Raw genomic sequence first — 16,308 nt, forward strand, 5'->3', positions numbered from 1 at the left:
CCCGGCGTTCGCTGCTCCCCGCCGCCGGCTACTGCGCCGACACCAGCTCCAGATACTCCTCGCTCCACAGATCCTCCTCCGCCTCCGGCAACAGCAGCACCCGGTCCGGGCGCAGCGCCGCCACGGCGCCCGCGTCATGGGTGACCATGACGATCGCGCCGGGGTACGTGCCCACCGCGGCCAGGACCTCGGCGCGGGAGGCCGGGTCCAGGTTGTTGGTCGGCTCGTCCAGGAGAAGGACGTTCGCGCCGGAGTGCACCAGGCCCGCCAGCGCCAGACGGGTCTTCTCGCCGCCGGACAGGACACCGACCGGCTTGTCGGCGTCGTCACCGGTGAACAGGAACGATCCCAGGACGCGCCGCACTTCGCCGTACGTCAGATGCGGGGCGGCGGACGCCAGTTGCGCACCCACGGTCAACTCTCCGTCCAGCGTGTCGTGTTCCTGGGCGAAGTAGCCCGGACGGAACCCGTGCCCGTGGACCACCCGGCCGCCGTCCGGCCTGGCCTGACCGGCGAGGATGCGCAACAGGGTCGTCTTTCCCGAACCGTTCGGGCCGAGGACGACCAGGCGGCTGCTCCGGTCGACCGCCAGGTCCACGCCCCGCAGGACGCGATGGCCGCCGTACGACTTCGTCAGACTGATGGCGCCGAGCGGGATCCGGCCGCACGGTGCCGGTTCGGGCAGCCGGATCCTGGCCACCTTCGCGGTGCGGCGGACCGGTTCGAGGTCGGCGAGCATACGGTCGGCGCGGCGGGCCATGTTCTTCGCGGCCACGGCCGTCGACACGCGGGCGCGCATCTTCCCGGCCTGCGCGTGCAGCGACGCCGCCTTGCGCTCGGCGTTCGTCCGCTCGCGCGCCCTGCGTCGCTCGTCGGCCTCCCGCTGGGCGAGATAGCCGTCCCAGCCCGTGTTGTGGATGTCGATCGTGGCGCGCTGCGGATCCAGGTGGAAGACCCGGTTCACCGCGCCGGCGAGCAGTGACGTGTCGTGGCTGATCAGCACGAGCCCGGCCTGATGGTTCGTCAGGAACGTGCGCAGCCAGGCCACCGAGTCCGCGTCCAGGTGGTTCGTCGGCTCGTCCAGCAGCAGGGTGCCGTGCTCCGCGAAGAGGATGCGGGCCAGCTCCACGCGACGGCGCTGTCCGCCCGACAGCGCACCCAACGACCGGTCCATCAGCCGGGCGGGAACCCCGAGACCCGCGGCCACCCGGGCCGCCTCGGCCTCCGCGGCGTAACCGCCGGCGGCCTGGAAGCGGGCCTCGGCGCGCACGTAGGCGTTCATCGCGCGCTGCGTACCGTCGGCCATGGCCTCCTCGGCACGGCGCAGGGCGCGTACGGCCCCGTCGAGGCCCCGCGCGGACAGGATGCGGTCGGTGACGGTGACCGTCGGGTCCGCGGCGCGCGAGTCCTGGGGCAGATGGCTGACCTCGCCGGTGCGGGTGACCGCCCCGGCAGCCGGGCGCACCGTGCCCGCCAGGGTGTTCAACAGGGTGGTCTTTCCGGTGCCGTTGCGGCCGACCAGGCCGATGCGGTCGCCGGGGGAGATGTGGAAGGAGATGCCGGACAGCAGCAGACGCGCGCCGACGCGCACGTCGACACCACTAGCGGTGATCATGAGAAGACGCTCCGAACAAGCAAGAGGACACACGGGTGGCGTGTAAGCGGGGCCTCAGCTAGGAAATTCGGGGCGTGGACATGTGGTCAGGCTAACGCGGGCGCCGTGTCGGGCGCCTGCGAATTTTCTCCGTCACGGCAGCTCGAAGCCCAGCGCCTCTGCGGCCCGCGCCGGCGTCGGCCCTGCCCAGCGCTCCGCGATCGCCTGGTTCGAGGACAGCGAGCGCAGCTCGGCCCGGTCCAGGTAGAGCACGCCGTCGAGATGGTCCGTCTCGTGCTGCACGATACGGGCGGGCCACCCCGTGAACACCTCGTCGACCGCACGCCCGTGCTCGTCCTCGCCCGTCAGCCGCACCTCGGGGTGCCGGGCCACCACCGCCTGATAGCCCGGCACGCTCAGACAGCCCTCGAAGAACGCGGCGCGAGCGGTACCGACGGGCTCGTACGACGGGTTCACCAGCACCCGGAACGGCTGCGGCACCCGCCCGCGCGCCAGCCGCACCTCGTGCGGCACCGGTGCCGGGTCCTCGATCACCGCGATCCGCAGCGGTACGCCGACCTGTGGTGCGGCGAGGCCGACGCCCGGTGCCGCGTGCATGGTGATTCGGAGGGCCTCGACGAAGCGGGCCAGCAGCGCCGGGTCCAGCTGGCCGTCGAAGAGTTCGGTGTGGCGCCGCAGCACCGGTTCGCCGGCCGCCACGATGGCCAACGGGCCCTCGGTGGACAGGAGTTGCTCGACCTGCTCGGCCAGGGGTGCGCGATCGCTCGGAGTTGCCATCGCGCCAGCATGCCACGGCGCACCCGCCACTCGCCGACTCATGTGTGACGTACGCCACTTAGCAAGCCGGGAACTCGACGGACCCGTCCCCCGACTACTGGACCGCTACATCAGACAGAGCACGTACGTCCCCACTCCCCGTCCCAGCCCCGGAGATGCCGCCGATGTCCACCGCTCCCTCGACCTCCCCACCCGAGGAGTCGACGCAGCTCGACGCCCCGGCCTCGGCGCCCCGCAGATGGGCACCGCTGCGTCCGCTGATCCTGCGTCTGCACTTCTACGCCGGAGTGCTCGTCGCGCCGTTCCTGCTCGTCGCCGCGGCCACCGGCTTCCTGTACGCCGGTGCGTTCCAGGCCGAGAAGATCGTGTACGCCCACGAGATGACCGTCCCGGTCGGCGACGAGAAACTGCCGATATCCGAGCAGGTCGCCGCCGCGCGCAAGGCCCACCCCGAGGGCACGGTCTCGGCGATACGGCCCTCCCCGGCGGACGACGCCTCCACCAGGGTCCTGCTGTCCGGCGTCAAGGGCGTCGATGCCGACCACACGCTCGCCGTGTTCGTCGACCCGTACACCGCGAAGGTGCGCGGCGCCCTCGAACAGTACGGCTCGACCGGCGCGCTGCCGCTGCGCACCTGGATCGACGAGCTCCACCGCGACCTGCACCTCGGTGAGACCGGCCGCCTCTACAGCGAGCTCGCCGCGAGCTGGCTGTGGGTGATCGCGGGCGGCGGCCTGGTGCTGTGGTTCTCCCGCCGCCGTGCCCTGCGCAAGGTGCGCGGGACCAGCGGGCGCCGCCGCACGCTCGGGCTGCACGGCACGGTCGGCGTCTGGGCCGCGGCCGGGTTCTTCTTCCTCTCGGCGACCGGCCTGACCTGGTCGGCGTACGCCGGCGCCCACATCGACGAGCTGCGCACCTCGCTCGGCCAGGCCACCCCGTCCGTCTCGGCCACGGCGGGCGGCGACCACGCGGCTCACGGCGCCGCCGCGGGTACCGGCGGGAGCGGCGAGCACGGCGTCGGCCTCGACAAGGTGCTGGCGGCCGCGCGCGCCGAGGGCCTGGGTGATCCCGTGGAGATCGTGCCGCCCGCCGACGCCTCGTCCGCGTACGTGGTGAAGCAGGTGCAGCGCAGCTGGCCGACGAAGCAGGACGCGGCCGCGATCGACCCGTCCACCGGCGAGGTCACCGACGTGCTGCGGTTCGCCGACCACCCGGTGCTCGCCAAGCTGACTCGCTGGGGCATCGACCTGCACACGGGCGTCCTCTTCGGCCTGGTCAACCAGATCGCCCTGATGCTGCTCGCGCTCTCGCTGATCCTGCTGATCGTGTGGGGCTACCGCATGTGGTGGCAGCGCGGGCGCGGGTCGGCGTTCGGTCGCCCCGTCCCGCGTGGCGCCTGGCAGCAGGTACCCCCGCAGATCCTGGTCCCGCTGGTGGCGGTCGTCGCCGTACTCGGCTACTTCGTACCGCTGTTCGGCATCTCGCTGGCCGCGTTCATCGTCGTGGACGTCGTCCTCGGAGAGATGGCGCAACGGCGGGGGAAGCGGACGCCCGCGCAAGTGAACTAGCGGAAGTGAACTAGAGGGGTGAAGGACTTGGGGCCCGGTTCCGGGGGGAAACCGGGCCCCAAGCATTACTCTGCTCGATTAGCTCGATTAGCTCGATTGCTCAGAGCCGCTCGAAGTCACCCGCCAGCGCCGAGGCGAGGCGCATGTGCGGCTCGGCCTCCGCGTCGCGTCCCTGCCGTTGCAGAGTGCGGCCCAGCATCAGCCGGGCGTAGTGCTCGACGGGGTCGTGCTCGACGATGACGCGCAACTCGCCCTCCGCCCGCTGCAGTTGGGCCGAGTGGTAGTAGGCGCGCGCCAGCAACAGCCGCACTCCGGTCTGCTGCGGCGCCTCCTCGACCAGCTTGCCGAGGACGCGCGCGGCGGCGGCGTAGTCCTTGGCGTCGAAGAACATCTGCGCGCGCTCCCAGCGCTCGGCCGGTGTTCCGTGGTCGTAGTACGTCGTGTCCACTCGTGACCTCCCTCGACTTCGACGCCGTCAACGGAGGGTGGTCGTTCAATATTCCACTACTGTCTCAGCCGGCCATGGCAGCAAGTTCGGCGTTGGCCCGCTCGGTGATGAGGGTCAGTACTCGTCCGGCGGCGGCCAGGTCCTCCGTCGGCAGGCCGGCGTAGATCCGGGCGGTGATGGGGGCGGTCGCAGCGGAAGTGCTGTCGTACAGCTCCCGTCCGGCGTCCGTGATCCGCACCTGGGACGGCCCCTGAGGGGCCAGTAGCTCCGCGGCGATCAGTTCGTCGACCACGGAGTGGGCCTGCGCGGCGTCGATCTTCAGCGAGCCGACGACACCATCGATGACGCGGTCCCGCTCCACCGGCCCGTCGGCGACGGCGACGAGTCGGAGGGTGACGGACTGCTGGAATGTCGCGCCGTGGCGGGTCAGTACCTGTTCGAGAAGCGCGCGGCCGGCGTAGTGGGCCAGGGCTATGACTCGGGGGCCGACCAGGGGAGTGGTGGTGGTCGTGGGAGTGGTCGCGCTCATGGCTGCTCCTTGTCGGATTCACTGTCTGGGGCAAGCGGGTCAAGAGGTGCGTCGAGCAGGGTCGCGAGGTCGCGCGTCAACTCCCGGGTGCGCGCACTGTCCAGGCCGCCGAGCGGCGCCAGCAGCTGCTGCAGGAGACCTTGGACCACCCTGATGGCCTGCCGGGTCCGCTCGCGACCCTCCTCGGTCAGCGCCAGCTGCACCGCGCGCGGATCCCGGGGATCCCGGGTGCGTTCGAGGAGCCCGGCGGTTTCCAGGGAGCGTGCCAGCTTGGAGACGTAGAGGGGCTCTAGCCCGGTGTGGTCGGCGAGGCGCCGCTGACTGGGGCGCTCTCCGCGGCGCTGCATGCCGTACAGCGAGGCCACCAGCGCGTACTGCGCATGGGTGAGCCCCAGCGGGGTCACGGCCCGGTCGACCGCGACCCGCCACTTCGTGGACAGGCGCCACACCAGGAAACCGGGCGAGGCGTTCTCGGAACCCTTGCTCATGGTCAATACAGTACATGGCTACTATGTACATGGCTACTATTTTCGGGAATGCACCGGGAATGCATCGAGACAGGCCCGGGTGACGGACTGACGAAGCGACCCCGGCGGGGCTAGTTTGGGCGACATGAGCAATCTTGATCGCGAGGCGGTGCCCGCCATCTGCGGCGGCCGCGGTTTCGTCGTGGCGGAGCCCGTACGCGAACTCCTCAGCCCTCGCCACGTCAAGCTCGGCGAGTCCACCGAAGTCCGTCGCCTACTGCCCAACCTGGGGCGGCGCATGGTCGGCGCCTGGTGCTTCATCGATCACTACGGCCCCGACGACATCGCCGACGAGCCCGGCATGCAGGTGCCGCCGCACCCGCACATGGGCCTGCAGACGGCGAGCTGGCTGCACGCGGGCGAGGTCCTGCACCGCGACTCGACCGGGAGCCTCCAGACCATCCGCCCGCGTGAACTGGGCCTGATGACCTCCGGCCGGGCGATCAGCCACTCCGAGGAGAGCCCGAAGTCCCACGCCCGCTTCCTGCACGGCGCCCAGCTCTGGGTCGCCCTCCCGGACAGCCACCGCCACACCGACCCGCGCTTCGAACACCACGCCGAACTGCCCGTCGTCACGGCGCCGGGCCTGCGGGCCACGCTGATCCTGGGCGGCCTCGACGGCGCGAACTCACCCGGCACGACGTACACCCCGATCGTCGGCGCCGACCTGACCCTCGAGCGCGGCGCCGACCTACGCCTCCCGCTGGAGCCGGACTTCGAGTACGCCGTCCTGTCCATGTCCGGCGAGGCACACGTGGACGGCGTGCCGGTGCTGCCCGGCTCGATGCTCTACCTCGGCTGCGGCCGCACCGAACTCCCGCTGCGCGCGGGCTCGGACGCCGGCCTGATGCTCCTCGGCGGCGAGCCGTTCGAGGAGGAACTGATCATGTTCTGGAACTGGATCGGGCGATCTCAGGAAGAGATCGTACAGGCCCGTCAGGACTGGATGGAAGGCTCCCGGTTCGGGGAGGTGAAGGGGTACGACGGGGCTCCACTACCGGCACCGGAACTGCCGCCGGTGCCGTTGAAGCCGCGAGGAAGAGTGCGCTGACCTGCGGGAACGTGTCAGCGTTGGTGGCCGCGGGCGGAAGGTGGTCGGGTAATTCTCACTGCTTCCACCTGCTTGCCGGAAGGCGTGCAAACAGCCGGCTGGCTCAGGTCGGGACGGTTGGCGATTCCACGGTGTGGCTGTCTGTGGGCGGCTGTGGCAGGACTCTTGCTGACCTAATGCTGACTTTGCTGACGCCTCGTCAGGCTCGGGTGAGGGGCTCTTTTCCAAGCTCCGGGGCTTGCGGAGGCGTTTGCAGGTTCGGTGGTGTCCGGACCGATGCTGACCTGGCTGGCGGTCGAGTCAGGCGTTGCGGAGGGACGGCGTCGCTCACACTGCCGCCTTGTTGAGGGCTCACAAGATTCCGTTGCCGCCGCTGTCCTCGGCAGCGCCGCTTGCGTCCGATCCGAAGGTGCTGTGCCGGAGAGTGACTAGCAGGTTCTTCGTCTGCTCGTGGTACATCACGCGCATCGCCCTGACCAGTGAGAATGAGCGGTTCTAACGGACGTGGGCCGACTCTGGACCGAGTATGGTCCGGATCTTGGTCGTGAGGTGATGCGGCAGCAGAGGGCAGCGGGTATGGCAGGCGGACCATCACTCGGGAATCCGGAGAGGAAGAGACCTTCTTGAAGTCGTCTACCAGGCGGTCCTGACCTGCGGCAATGCAACCGATCAGGTCTCTGAGCTGCACGGATCTCTCTTTCCTGGTCCTTCAGCTTCGTGCCTCGTTAGGCAGTCGACTCTCCCCACGCGCTCCCCAGACACGCTCGTACTCCCCAGATTCTCCCCAGAGGAGCTGCGGTGGAGGCACATGCGGCGGAGTGTTGGAGGGCGTCCGATCAACAGCATCGGTCACGGTGAGTGAGGGAGCGAGGTAGACGGGAAGTGCGGCAGTGGGTTGTGCTCTGCTGGCCGGTGGAGCGCCGTTCGGTGAAGCGAGGGTGTCAGCGGCGCCTCCTAGGGTGTGAGTGCTGCGTCGGTCGGTGTCGTATCGCTGGGAACCGGTGGGGAGTGGCGCGTCATGGAGTGGCCGTGTCTGCCGTGGAAGCGGCGGGTTTTCCCGCTGGGGGAGCCTTTGGAGTCGGATCGCTATGGCTGGCCGCAGGCGTCGTTGTTTTCTGGCTCGGCTCCCGGGCGGCCGCTGGCTGACGAGCGAGCGGTACCTGTACTCGTCCTGCGGGGTGAGTGGGGCATGGGCAAGTCGTACGCGTTCGAGCAGGAACAGCGTGACCTTGAGGCCGCGGGTCTTCCTGTGCAGCGGCTCGATCTCGGTAGGTGCGGTACAGACCCGGCTCGCGCTGCGGCGAAGCTGGCCGCGGTGTTCCAGCCGCCGACCGACGCGACTGAGTGGCACGTGCTCCTGGACGGCCTGGACGAAGGGCTGGACAACCTGCTGGAACTGGACCAATTGCTCATTGAGCAGGTGGAAGGTCTGGAGGATGAGGCTCGGAGGGGGCTGCGTCTGCGTATCAGTTGCCGCACGGCTCGATGGCCGTCCGGGCTGCACACAGAACTGTGCCGGCTTTGGGCCGTGAACCAGGTGGCGATGGTTGGTCTAGCGCCGCTCTCGCGGGACGATGTCACTCTGGCCGCTCGCGCCGTTCATTTGGAAGACCCAGCCGCCTTCTCACGCCTGAAGCGCTCCGGGTCTGATGGAGGCTCGATTCCCTGAGAGGATCGAGTCATGGCACGTCCGTCCCCCTACCCTGCCGAGCTTCGTGAGCGTGCGGTGCGCATGGTCGCGGAGGTCCGCCCCAACTATCCGACCGAGTGGGCCGCGATGAAGGCGGTGGCCGCGAAGCTGGGCATCGGAGCGGCGGAGACGGTGCGGACCTGGGTCCGCAAAGCGCAGGTGGACACCGGCCAGCGGCCCGGCACCTCCTCGGAGGAGGCCGCGGAGATCAAGCGGCTGCGGGCCGAGAACGCCGAACTGCGGCGGGCCAATGAGATCTTGAAGGCGGCGTCGGCTTTCTTCGCGGCCGAGCTCGACCGGCCGTCGAAGCGCTCGTAGCGTTCATCGACGAGTTCAAGAAGGTGTTCGGCGTCGAGCCGATCTGCCGTGTGCTCTCCGGCCACGGACTGAAGATCGCAACCAGCACCTACTACCCCGCCAGGAACCGTGCACCCAGCGCCCGGGCGATCCGGGACGCGGAGCTGAAAACCCAGATCAGCCGCGTCCACGCCGACAACTACGGCGTCTACGGGGTCCGCAAAGTCTGGCGGCAGCTGCACCGTGAGGGCATCGAAGCAGCCCGCTGCACAGTCGCCCGGCTGATGCGCGACCTGGGCCTGGAGGGTGCCCGACGGGGGAAGAAGATCCGCACCATCATCCGGGACGACGGCCAGGACAGGGCTGGTGACCTGCTCCGGCGCGACTTCACCGCGGCACGTCCGAACGAGCGGTGGGTGGCCGACTTCACCTATGTCGCCACCTGGTCCGGGATCGTCTACGTCGCGTTCGTCGTGGACGTGTTCTCCCGAGCGATCGTGGGCTGGTCCGCAGCCACCAGTAAGCGGGCCAAGCTCGTCCTCGACGCCCTCGACATGGCCCTGTGGCGCCGCGACCGTGCCGGAACTCCCGCTGGACCAGGGCTGGTTCATCATTGGGATGCGGGCAGTCAGTACACATCGTTCGCGTTCACCGCGCACCTCCTCGACGCCGGCATCGACGCCTCGATCGGCACCGTCGGCGACGCCCTGGACAACGCGCTCATGGAATCCCAGATCGGCCTCTACAAAACGGAGTTGATCAAGCCCCGTCGGCCCTGGCGCGGCCTCTCCGACCTCGAACTCGCCACCGCGGAATGGGTCAACTGATTCAACAGCCAACGCCTCCACACAGCGACTGGCGATTTCCCGCCTCACGAGCACGAAACCAACTACTACGCTCAACACCAGCCCCAACCGGCGGCTGGAGTCAACGCATAGAGCCTCCACCGACCCCGGAGCGCTTCATAGGGCCGTGTTCCGGGACGGTCGGACCCTGGCCGAGCTGCGCCGGGTGACTTACGACGGTGAGGGCTGGGGCCTGTGCCACGATCGAGCACGGGGCCGGCTCATGATGAGTGAGGGCAGCGCAACCCTGTCGCTACGCAACCCGCAGTCCTTTGAGCTGCTGGGCCGGATCACGGTCCGCGACGGTGACGGGCCCGTAAGCGGGCTGAACGAGCTTGAGTGCACCGGCACGGACGTGTGGGCCAATGAGCTCTTTCAGTGTGGCCACCGTTCGGGTGACGACGTAGGTGCCCACAACGGACAAGGCTCCCCTGCCGTTGAGGGAGGTTTTCGACGTCTCAACTCGCTGGCGCAGGAGCCTTGTTGGTTTCCTATCCTGCCGCACTCGACCTGCCTCACGCCTTGGTCGAGTGGGTAACCATGCTCATCGTCACCCGCGAGGGTGACCGCCGCTGCAAGCTCCCGCCGCACCAACGTGCCCTCGTCGGCCTGGTGTACCTGCGGCGGCACGACACCCTCGCCCAGATCGCAGCCGGCTTCGGCATCTCCGTCGGCACTGCCCACGCCTACATCGCGGCAGTCGTCAGCCTGCTCGCCGAACGTGCACCGGGCCTGCTGCGTGCCCTGCGCCAGGCCGACCCGGACTACGTCCTGCTCGACGGCACCCTGGCCGAGTGCGACCGGGTCGGCGGGCCGTTCGCTTGCCTTCGCCCAGTAATTCGGTTCGAGCATGACGAGTCCGAGGATGATCATGGCGCGCTCCTGGGATCTGCTTCCTCTCCTCACGGTAGAACCGTTCTGCCAGGCAGGGCCACCACCCCAGGAGGCGTAGCGCCATGGTCTTCGTCCTGGTTCTGCTCATCTGCGCCATCACGCTGATCGTCATCGGCGCTGTCGTCGACGGCATGCTGTATCTGCTCTCCACCGGCGTGCTGCTCCTCATCGCCGCCGTGCTGTACCTGCTCGTGCGCTCGGTATCGCGCATGCGCCGACGCCCGGCCCACTAACTGTTGTGTTGACCAGTGTGTGGCGACGACCCGGCCCAAAGGCGAGCCTGGCGAGGAGCCGGCAGATCAGGCTTGGATCACCGTTACAGGCGGCGCCACCGAGCGGAGGCGAAGGAGAAGACGCCGAAGAGGATCAGCCCGACCGCGACCGAGACCAGGAGCCATGGCCCCGCCGGGGTCTGCGTGAAACTGCGGAGCGTCGCGTCCACGCCCTTGGCCTCGTCCGGATCGAAGCGGACGGCTGCCACCAGGATGAAGATCCCGGCCGCGGCGAACACCACGCCCCGTGCCACGCCTCCACCCACGCCCAGAGCGGTGACGACCTGCTTCGTACGGTGGCTCATGCTGCCGGTGTCCAACTGCTTCAGGAAGCTCCGCATGGCCGCCCGGACGGCGAGTACCCCGCCGATGCCGATCAGGAGGCAGCCCCCGGCTCCCACCAGCACCTGCCCGTACGACAGTTTGAGCGCCGAAGCTGTCCAGTCCTGCGACTGCGCGTTGCCGCTGGAGCCCTGCCCGCCACCGGCCGCATACACCGCCGTGGTCCAGCAGACGAAGGCGTAGAAGACCGCCCGCCCGCCGTCCAGCACGCGCGAACCCGCCTTCCGCTGAGGCCCCCTGGTGAGGACTGCGCGGGTACCCCGCCACAGCGCCATGGAGGCGAAGCCGACCACCATCGCCCACAGCATCACCTTCCCGAACGGCTGCTCCGCGACCTGGGCCAGCGCGCCCTGCCGGTCGGCCGACTCGCCGTCGCTGCTGCTGAGGGCGATCTGCAGGGCAAGGGCGCCGATCAGGACGTACACCACACCCCGTGCGACAAAGCCCGCTCGCCCCGCGGCGGTCAGCGTCTCGTTCTGGGTGGTACGGGCCGCGGACTTCACGGCTTGGCCGCGCCCTTGCGTGTTGGACGAGGTCACGATGTCCTCCCCATGGTGCGGGCGCGCGATACGCGTCCACTGCCCCCCAAGTGCCCCGGGCCGGGTATTTGATGTGCGCAGCGGACGAGCGCGGCCTGGACGGGACAAGATGATTCATCGGTCATCGTCCTGGACGTCACCGGCGTAGCACGGGTCACTTCCGGCGTGGGCCTGGAGGGCCGAGTCCTGTGCCGCACCGGCCTCCGACTCTGCGACGTACCGCCCGACATATCGAGCGTGAAGAAGCAAGGGGAGTTGTCCTGGCCTTCAGGGTCGTTCCCGCCGAGCCCGCTGTTTCAGTGCCTGTGCCACGCGCGGGAGTTCCTCGTGCAGCAGGCGGCCCGTCAGCGCACCGCCGAAGACGACGACACCCACACCGACCAGCCAGGACTGGACGACCAGGACGGTTCCGAAGGGGCCGTAGGTGACGGCACTGGATGCGATCAGGGGTGAGAAGACGAGCCGGGAGAAGACCCGAAGACCGAGCAGCCCGAGCGCCGATACCACCGCGCCGGGAACGAGGGCGCTCCAGGCGATCCGCCCGCCGAGCAGCATCTGCTGCGACCACCAGAAGAACAGGACGGCGCTCAGTGTCGCGGCCAGTGTGCCGGCCGGTGAATGGCGCCACAGGGTGGTGGTGGCGGTCAGGTAGAGGGACCCGACGAGCACGGCGAGCCACAGCACGTGCCGCCATCTCGCGTACCAGCGGGCCGGAGGCAACTCCCAGATCTTCTCGTAGCCGGTCTGCACCGCCGCCCCGAAACTCAGACCGAAGACAGCGAGAGCGGCAAGGCCGAAAGCAGTCGTGGTCTGCAGCACCTGGCCGGGTCGCGCGAACAACTTCCCGACCTCCTCCCTGGCGGCACTCGACACGCCGAGCCCGTCCCCCAGCCACTGCGCGAACCCCCGCCCTTGCTCCGGATCGGCTGCGGAGACGACGATCAGCAGGGGCACCAGCGTGAGGAACCCGAGCGCCGCAAAACCCAGCGACCTCGGCCCCAGTTCGATCTCTCGGCTCCGCCGCCATCCCCGCCCGGCCGGCGAATCACGGAACACCCGGCACAGCCTCAACGACACGGACGAGTAGTCCGCGCCAACGGAAGACTCCTTCGGTATCCAGGTCGCCCATCACATGGGGCGCCATCACCGACAGCCGTGAACGCATGATCCGGTCACCGCCGCTCCAGCGTGTGAAGGCGCCGCAGCGCGCGACGCCACTCGCGCCGTATCGCCTCGGGGAGTTCCTGGCCCTTCGTGGTGGCGACCAGGGCCGCAGCCACGTCGCGGAGCTTGACGTTGCAGTGCTGCGACACCTCCACGAGCAGGTCCCAGGCTCGCTCACTGGAACACGGCGCCAGGACCATCACCATGCCGCGGGCCTGGTCGATCACCGGACGACTCACCAGCGCCTGCTCCAACTGCTTGTTCTTCGCGCGGAGCTCGACGACCTCGGCCAGCAAAGCCGCATCCCTCACCGAAGCCACGGCCTTCAACAGGGCCTGTCCTTCACGGGGTGTGGTCAGCTGGTGCATGGCGCATACCTCACAACGCAGTCCTCAAAAGGCAGTCATCGTGTCCATGAGCGGTCAGGACATGGACTGCTTCGAGCACACCGACCTTGTGACCTTCGCTGTCGACAACGTCGTAGTTGCGCCACTCACGGACATCGGCTGCGTGGCTCACGGCCCTCCCCTTCCGGACGGCTCATCTGCCGATCGTGAGTCGCACCCCCGGTCTTCTGCGTAGAGCCGCCGCAGTGCATGCCGCAGTGCCCGCTGCATCAGCCGCGAGAGCGGCTCCCCCTCCCAGGCGGCGACCACGGCTGCAGCCACGTCCGGAAGCTTGGTGTTGCACTGCCGTGCCATGTCCGTCAGCAGGTTCCTGGCCGCCCCGCGGCGGCAGGGGGCCAGGACCATCACCATGCCGCAGGCCTGATCGATGACCATACGGCCGGCCAGCGCCCGCTGCAGCTGTTCGATCTCGGCGCGCAGCGCCACGACATCCTGAGCCGCCGCATTCCCCGTCACGGCCTCGGCCCTCAGATCCCACCAGTTCTCCGGAAGCATGGTTGTGCGCTGCATGGCACGTACCTCTCGACGATTTCGGCGCGTCCGGCTGGGGCGGAAGCCGTCCCGGAACCCCTGGATGTTCGGGTGCAACTTCATCGGTCACCCGCGCGTTCGTAGTCCCGGCGGTCCTCGCGCCTCCAGCGCGCCCGGTGCCGACGGCTGTAGCGACGGTCCCAGCGCTCTTTACGGTCCCGGCGGTGCTCGTAGTCCCGGTACGGCCCGACATCGGAACCGTCACCACGGATCCAGCCTCCACCACGGTCCCGGCCGTGCCGCGGGGCACCGAAGACCAGCACCGCCGCGACCCACCACCAGAGGGGATTGAGGAAGCCGCTGCCGAACAGAATCAAGATCAGGATGAGAAGCAGAACGAACACGGCGGGCCTCCCGGAACGGAACAAAGCGTCACTGCCGGGGGCTGGGGCCTGTTCGAACAGCGTAGCTCTGCCCAGCGACTGCGGATAGCGTCCCTTGTAACGGTCTTCCGCCTTGGACAGATGGCCACTTGCCGTCTGTCCGGGGAGTGCGGTCAGGGCTAGCGTGTGCGGTACGGCCCGAGCCCCCGGCAGCGTCGAACACCTCTCGCGCTCCTTCGAGGGCGCACCTCGCGCATCAGTGCCGGAACCGCCCCGCTCCCCAACGGGCCGCCCCCGCCGTCGCCACTCGATCCCGGCGCCGCACCGATGCGCCCCATGCGGGCATCCCTCTCCGCTGCCCGCCGCGTCGCACGCAGCCACCGCAGGCGGTACGCATGTACGTACTGATCGTTCCGGCTTCTGTCCCCTTCGTCCTGCTCGCCACCGTCATGGGCCTGTCCTGGTGGGAAGACCGCATCCTGCCGGCGGCGCCGGCCGAGCCGGTCGACCCTCCCGCAAAGGCCCCGTTTGTCCCAGCGGCCCTTGCCCCCTCGCAGAACTCCCCCGTGTCGACACCGCGTTGACAAGGGAGGTTGCCGGGCGTTGACTGACAGCACGGCGTAGGGCTATGCCACTCCGGATCACTCGGTCGGCGCATTCCACCTTCCCGCTTCGCCCGGACCCCGCGGAACTCAGGAACTTCCCGCGATCTGGAGGCCCGGCAATGCTTTGGATTCTTCTCCTTCTGCTGATCCTGGTGGTGTTCGGGTTCGGCTTCACCATGCAGGCCCTCTGGTGGGTCGCCGCCGTACTCCTGGTCGTGTGGATCGTCGGCTTCGCCATGCGCGGGCGCGGCAGTGGCGGACGCGGCGGTGGACGCCGTGGCGGCGGACGCCGTGGCGGCGGACGCCGGTACAGCCGCAGTCGCGGATAGCCCACACACCAGGCGCTCTCCCGCCCTCCGGGACGGTGGCCTGTACGGCGATCACGCGCGGGAACCCAACCAACGAACGAACAGAGGACAGCCATGAGCCTCGGACAGACGATCAGGCACAAGACCCAGGCATTAAGGGCCGGGTCACCGAACGCGTCGGCCGGACCACCCGCAACAGGCGAATGCAGCGCGAAGGCAGGACCGACCGGATCTCCGGAAACCTGAAGCAGTCCGGCGACAAGGCCAAGCACGCCTTCAAGCACTGACCACAAACGCCCCGGGTGGTGCCCACGTCGCGTGGGGGGCCACCCGGCAGGCCAACGCGGAATCAGCCCACAGGAAATGACGGGAACGGCAATGAAGCCAAACAATCTGCGAGCCGAGAGCCAGAGAAGGCAGCCATGCTCACCATCGTGATCATCGCCGTGATCGTCATCGCGGCCGTCGTCCTCTTCCTCGTCGGACGTGGACGCATCCGGGCCGGCGGAGGACGCGGGCTCAAACACCGCTTCGGACCCGAGTACGACCGTGCCGTCGCCGACCACGACGGCGACACCAAGGCGGCCGAGCAGGAACTCGGCGAGCGCGTCAAGCAGCACGGCTCCCTCGATGAGCAGCCGCTGTCGCCCGAGGCCCGCGCGCAGTACAGGGCTCAGTGGGCCGACGTCCAGGAGCAGTTCGTCGAATCACCGCAGAAGGCCGTCACCGAGGCGGACGCACTCCTTGCCGGCCTGGCGAGGGACCGCGGCTTCCCCGACGGCGAGCAGTTCGAGGAGCAGTTCGCCGCCCTCTCCGTCCACCACCCCGCCCATGTCCACGGCTACCGCAGCATGCACACGGCCGCCCGCGGACAGAGCGGCACCGAGGAAATGCGGGAGGCCATGGTCGAAGCCCGAAGCCTCTTCGAGGCACTGGTCGCCGAACAACCGGCCGACCCGGACCAGGGCAGCTCGCAGACTCCTCAGTCCCGCGACGGCAACGGCCACGCGCCATGGGCACTGAACCGACCCCACGCGAAGGGAAACAACACCTGATGTCGCAGAACGCCGAACACGCACGGCAACCCCAGCCCGGAAGCCCGGATCCCTCGGCGCCGCGCAACCCGCAGGCGCCGCAGAGCCAGCGGGCCCCGCAGGCACCTGTCACCAAACCTGCTCACGAACCGCGTGAACCCGCCACCAACGCCGCCAACGCCGGCCGCCCCAGCCCCGATCGCAAGCCGACGCCGGAGATGCTCCCGCAGGGCGAACGGGACAAGCTCACCCTGCGCCTCCAACAGGCCCTCAACACCTTCGTCGACAGCCCACGCCAGGCCGTGGAGGAAGCCGACAGCGTCTTCGACGAAGTCACCACACACTTCACGAACACCCTCACAGAGCAGCGGCGCGTCCTGCGATCGGGCTGGCAGGGCCAGGACACCGAAGCGCAGACCGAGGAACTACGGGTCGCGCTGCGGCAGTACCGGGAGATCACCGAACGGCTGCTGCACATGGCGGCGCCCGCCGGCCGGTGACACCGTCCTCCCCGCAGGAAGTACAGCCGCCGCAGGAAACCG

General features: G+C 69.1%; 18 protein-coding genes and 3 pseudogenes. 10 read left to right on the forward strand and 11 right to left on the reverse strand.

The features are described 5' to 3' along the window. Window positions 1-28 precede the first annotated feature (28 nt). A complete protein-coding gene (locus AB5J49_RS43735; RefSeq protein ID WP_369174436.1) occupies window positions 29-1,615 on the reverse strand; it encodes an ABC-F family ATP-binding cassette domain-containing protein in 1,587 nt (528 codons plus the stop codon). 132 nt (window positions 1,616-1,747) lie between these two features. After that, window positions 1,748-2,392, reverse strand: coding sequence for a peptide deformylase (locus AB5J49_RS43740; RefSeq protein WP_369174437.1), 645 nt, complete (start codon window positions 2,390-2,392; stop codon window positions 1,748-1,750). Window positions 2,393-2,556: 164 nt separating this feature from the next. Between AB5J49_RS43740 and AB5J49_RS43745 the strand changes: the two genes are divergently transcribed. Beyond that, window positions 2,557-3,960 (forward strand): PepSY-associated TM helix domain-containing protein, encoded by a 1,404-nt coding sequence (locus tag AB5J49_RS43745; RefSeq protein ID WP_369174438.1) that lies wholly within the window; start codon window positions 2,557-2,559, stop codon window positions 3,958-3,960. Window positions 3,961-4,060: 100 nt separating this feature from the next. Here AB5J49_RS43745 and AB5J49_RS43750 read toward each other — a convergent pair whose 3' ends face one another. The 3 genes from AB5J49_RS43750 to AB5J49_RS43760 all read right to left on the reverse strand — a co-directional run bounded on the left by AB5J49_RS43750 (window position 4,061) and on the right by AB5J49_RS43760 (window position 5,425). After that, complete coding sequence (locus AB5J49_RS43750; RefSeq protein WP_369174439.1) at window positions 4,061-4,408, reverse strand: tetratricopeptide repeat protein; 348 nt, start codon at window positions 4,406-4,408, stop codon at window positions 4,061-4,063. 64 nt (window positions 4,409-4,472) lie between these two features. Next, entirely contained in the window at window positions 4,473-4,937 is a 465-nt protein-coding gene (locus tag AB5J49_RS43755) for a MarR family transcriptional regulator (RefSeq protein WP_369174440.1), read from the reverse strand. Next, entirely contained in the window at window positions 4,934-5,425 is a 492-nt protein-coding gene (locus AB5J49_RS43760) for a MarR family winged helix-turn-helix transcriptional regulator (protein ID WP_369174441.1), read from the reverse strand. Before AB5J49_RS43760 ends, AB5J49_RS43755 begins: the two co-directional genes overlap by 4 nt. Before the next feature lie 124 nt (window positions 5,426-5,549). Between AB5J49_RS43760 and AB5J49_RS43765 the strand changes: the two genes are divergently transcribed. The 6 genes and pseudogenes from AB5J49_RS43765 (at window position 5,550) to AB5J49_RS43790 (ending at window position 10,474) form a co-directional block, all read left to right on the forward strand. Continuing rightward, window positions 5,550-6,515: a pirin family protein gene (locus AB5J49_RS43765; protein WP_369174442.1), complete on the forward strand. Its 966-nt coding sequence runs from the start codon at window positions 5,550-5,552 to the stop codon at window positions 6,513-6,515. Between the two features lie 1,189 nt (window positions 6,516-7,704). Then, a complete protein-coding gene (locus AB5J49_RS43770; RefSeq protein WP_369174443.1) occupies window positions 7,705-8,184 on the forward strand; it encodes a hypothetical protein in 480 nt (159 codons plus the stop codon). A gap of 12 nt (window positions 8,185-8,196) precedes the next feature. Continuing rightward, window positions 8,197-9,440 (forward strand): annotated as a pseudogene (locus AB5J49_RS43775) (IS3 family transposase). Window positions 9,441-9,474: 34 nt separating this feature from the next. Beyond that, window positions 9,475-9,885, forward strand: coding sequence for a glutaminyl-peptide cyclotransferase (locus tag AB5J49_RS43780; RefSeq protein ID WP_369174444.1), 411 nt, complete (start codon window positions 9,475-9,477; stop codon window positions 9,883-9,885). After that, window positions 9,831-10,157: pseudogene (locus tag AB5J49_RS43785) on the forward strand (transposase family protein); the annotation flags it as partial. The gene AB5J49_RS43780 and the pseudogene AB5J49_RS43785, both read left to right, overlap by 55 nt. A gap of 146 nt (window positions 10,158-10,303) precedes the next feature. Further along, window positions 10,304-10,474, forward strand: coding sequence for a hypothetical protein (locus AB5J49_RS43790; protein WP_369174445.1), 171 nt, complete (start codon window positions 10,304-10,306; stop codon window positions 10,472-10,474). A gap of 83 nt (window positions 10,475-10,557) precedes the next feature. On the opposite strand, the gene AB5J49_RS43795 is transcribed toward AB5J49_RS43790, so the two are convergent. The 6 genes and pseudogenes from AB5J49_RS43795 to AB5J49_RS43820 form a co-directional block, all read right to left on the reverse strand. Then, window positions 10,558-11,394 carry a DUF1206 domain-containing protein gene (locus AB5J49_RS43795; protein WP_369174446.1) on the reverse strand — a complete coding sequence of 279 codons (837 nt, stop codon included), beginning with the start codon at window positions 11,392-11,394 and terminating at the stop codon, window positions 10,558-10,560. Between the two features lie 267 nt (window positions 11,395-11,661). Continuing rightward, entirely contained in the window at window positions 11,662-12,450 is a 789-nt protein-coding gene (locus AB5J49_RS43800) for a ribonuclease BN (RefSeq protein WP_369174447.1), read from the reverse strand. Between the two features lie 116 nt (window positions 12,451-12,566). Next, on the reverse strand, window positions 12,567-12,926 hold the full coding sequence (locus AB5J49_RS43805) for an ANTAR domain-containing protein (protein ID WP_369174448.1): 360 nt from the start codon (window positions 12,924-12,926) through the stop codon (window positions 12,567-12,569). Between the two features lie 49 nt (window positions 12,927-12,975). After that, window positions 12,976-13,077: pseudogene (locus tag AB5J49_RS43810) on the reverse strand (PRC-barrel domain containing protein); the annotation flags it as partial. Continuing rightward, entirely contained in the window at window positions 13,074-13,475 is a 402-nt protein-coding gene (locus AB5J49_RS43815; protein WP_369174449.1) for an ANTAR domain-containing protein, read from the reverse strand. The pseudogene AB5J49_RS43810 and the gene AB5J49_RS43815, both read right to left, overlap by 4 nt. A gap of 80 nt (window positions 13,476-13,555) precedes the next feature. Then, window positions 13,556-13,840, reverse strand: coding sequence for a hypothetical protein (locus AB5J49_RS43820; protein WP_369174450.1), 285 nt, complete (start codon window positions 13,838-13,840; stop codon window positions 13,556-13,558). Window positions 13,841-14,543: 703 nt separating this feature from the next. On the opposite strand from AB5J49_RS43820, the gene AB5J49_RS43825 reads away from it, so the two are divergent. The 3 genes from AB5J49_RS43825 (at window position 14,544) to AB5J49_RS43835 (ending at window position 16,266) form a co-directional block, all read left to right on the forward strand. Further along, window positions 14,544-14,753, forward strand: a complete 210-nt coding sequence (locus AB5J49_RS43825) for a hydrophobic protein (RefSeq protein WP_369174451.1) — start codon at window positions 14,544-14,546, stop codon at window positions 14,751-14,753. Window positions 14,754-15,154: 401 nt separating this feature from the next. Continuing rightward, entirely contained in the window at window positions 15,155-15,787 is a 633-nt protein-coding gene (locus tag AB5J49_RS43830; protein ID WP_369174452.1) for a hypothetical protein, read from the forward strand. Beyond that, entirely contained in the window at window positions 15,787-16,266 is a 480-nt protein-coding gene (locus AB5J49_RS43835) for a hypothetical protein (RefSeq protein ID WP_369174453.1), read from the forward strand. Before AB5J49_RS43830 ends, AB5J49_RS43835 begins: the two co-directional genes overlap by 1 nt. The last annotated feature ends 42 nt before the right edge of the window (window positions 16,267-16,308 follow it).

The organism is Streptomyces sp. R28 (assembly GCF_041052385.1).
Classification (GTDB): Bacteria; Actinomycetota; Actinomycetes; order Streptomycetales; family Streptomycetaceae; genus Streptomyces.